The 1,243-nt window shown below is 64.1% G+C and carries 1 pseudogene; it reads left to right on the forward strand.

Annotated elements, in window-relative coordinates:
* Window positions 1-1,243, forward strand: a pseudogene (locus tag ACUY4T_RS14415) (BREX-1 system adenine-specific DNA-methyltransferase PglX); the annotation flags it as partial.

Below are 1,243 nucleotides of genomic sequence, written 5' to 3' on the forward strand. Positions count from 1 at the left end.
TGGAGACGTCGGGTTTGCGTTCGTTTGCGGGGTGGGCGCGTCGGGGGTTGGTTGCTGGGGTGGGGTCCCGGTTGGGTGTGGTGTTGGGGGCTGGGTCGGATGCTCGGGTGGTGGTGCCGGGTGTGGTGGCTGAGTTGGAGGGTGCGGTTTCGGCGGCTGGTGGGGGTGAGGTTGGCCGGTCGGTGGTGGCGGATCGGGTGGCGTATACGTGGTTTAACCGTTTGGTGGCGCTGCGGTTTATGGATGCGGCTGGGGTGACGTCGGTGCCGGTGGTGTCGCCAGAGCCGGGTGGGGTGCAGCCGGGGGTGTTGGTCGCGGCCAAGCGTGGCGTGTTTGAGGATGCGGTGGATGCGCGGACTCGGGCGCGGGTGTCTGGGTTGCTGGATGGGTCGTTGCAGTCGCCGAATCGGGATGAGGAGGCGTACGCGGCGTTGTTGGCGGCGTATTGCCGGTTCTGGAATCGGTGGATGCCGTTCTTGTTTGAGCGGGATGCGGATTATACGGAGTTGTTGTTGCCGTCTGATCTGCTTGCGGATGAGTCGGTGCGGGCGCGTGCGGTGGAGGTGATGAGCCCGGAGGTGTGCCGTGATGTGGAGGTGATCGGCTGGTTGTACCAGTTCTACATTGCGGAGCGGAAGGACGAGGTGTTCGCCGGGTTCAAGAAGGGGAAGAAGGCGGGGGCTGCGGAGATTCCGCCGGCGACGCAGTTGTTCACCCCGGATTGGATCGTCCGGTATCTGGTGGAGAACAGTCTGGGCCGGTTGTGGTTGTTGAACCACCCGGGTTCGTCGATCCGGGAGCGGATGGAGTACTACATCGACCCGGTCGATGAGGAGACCGACTTCTTGCGGGTGGGTTCGCCGGAGGAGTTGAAGGTGATCGATCCGGCGTGCGGGTCGGGTCACATGCTCACGTACGCGTTCGATCTGCTGTACGCGATCTACGAGGAGGAGGGGTACGCGCAGGCGGACATTCCCTCGCTGATTCTCAAGCACAACCTGTTCGGGACGGAGATTGATCCGCGGGCGGGGGCGTTGGCGGCGTTCGCGTTGACGATGAAGGCGCGGTTGCGGCAGCGGACGTTCTTCAACAAGCAGACCGCCCCGAACGTGTGTGTGCTGTCCCCGGTGCGGTTCACACCGGAGGAGGTGCAGGAGCTTGCCAGTCCGATGGCGAACTTCCAGGACGAGGAAGCGTTCTGGAACCTGTTCGCGGATGCGGACACGTTCGGGGCGTTGCTGCA

The organism is Agromyces arachidis (assembly GCF_052805135.1).